This window comes from Pantoea sp. Pa-EAmG (assembly GCF_030024295.1).
Lineage (GTDB): Bacteria > Pseudomonadota > Gammaproteobacteria > Enterobacterales > Enterobacteriaceae > Pantoea > Pantoea dispersa.
The window spans coordinates 1-1,014 of the sequence record NZ_JASEWO010000368.1 but is presented as its reverse complement, the minus strand read 5'-3'; the positions used below and the strand labels follow the sequence as shown (position 1 = coordinate 1,014).

The following is a 1,014-nucleotide window of genomic DNA, read 5'->3' as shown; positions in this document are numbered from 1 at the left end:
CATGATCGCCGGGATCCGCGCCATTATCGCTTCGATGCTGCAATCCTTTAATCCAGATCAGCTAGAGGAAGAGGCGCGTCAAGCGGGATCGGTTTCTCGTCTGGGATTGCCCGGTAGCCGTAAAGCTGCCCTGTGGGAACACTTCGTGGAGCGTTATGGCGAAACGGCAGGCGAGATTGAAGACGATTTCCACACCCTGTTTGGTGAAGCTTTCCTTCACGCCTATGACCTGGAAGTCAATCAGTACAAAGACTCACAAACCCACACGGATGAGACATGAATATCACTATTGCTTCCACGTCGAATCAGGGCGACCGCGCCAGCAATCAAGATCAAACCGGTGACATCATCGGTAAACGTTCAGCCTGTTTTGTCGTCTGTGATGGCGTGGCCGGATTCCCCGGCGGTGACGTTGCGGCAGAGATTGCTCGCACCAGTTTGGTGGAGGCGTTCGATGGCAACGCTCACCTGAATGCCCAGTCCATCCGGGACTATGTGAATCACGCTAACCACTCTATTCGTCAGCAGCAGAAAGCCAATAGCCAACACAGCCGTATGGGTACGACGTTGGTGAGCTTGTTTATCGACCGTGATTACGAACTGGCTTATTGGGCGCATGCGGGCGATAGCCGTTTATACCTTTTTCGTCGTGGATATCTGTATCACGTCACTACCGATCACAGCCTGGTGCAGCAAATGAAAGATGCCGGTCACCAGACCGAAGGGATCAACAGCAATCTGCTCTATTTTGCTTTGGGGATGGGCGATGAACAGCGAGATGCCAGTTACAGCGATGTGATTGCAATTGAAGATGGCGATGCGTTTTTGCTGTGCACCGATGGTTTTTGGCATGGCGTGACATTGGAGCAGATGCAGCAGTCATTGCACATGGTGAATACGCCAGAAGAGTGGCTCACCCTGATGCAGCAAATCATTAAAAACAGTCAACCGGAACAAGGCCAGCAGGATAACTTCAGCGCGCTGGCCGTCTGGATTGGCTCACCGCAGGACACC

Annotated in this window: 2 protein-coding genes; both read left to right on the top strand. The window is 52.8% G+C overall.

What is annotated here, in order from left to right; translation table 11 throughout:
- Positions 1-280 (top strand): type VI secretion system-associated FHA domain protein (locus QMM04_RS22690; RefSeq protein WP_349253956.1); only part of this gene is annotated, 280 nt, incomplete at its 5' end.
- Positions 277-1,014 (top strand): protein phosphatase 2C domain-containing protein (locus tag QMM04_RS22685; protein WP_282997130.1); only part of this gene is annotated, 738 nt, incomplete at its 3' end. The genes QMM04_RS22690 and QMM04_RS22685, both read left to right, overlap by 4 nt.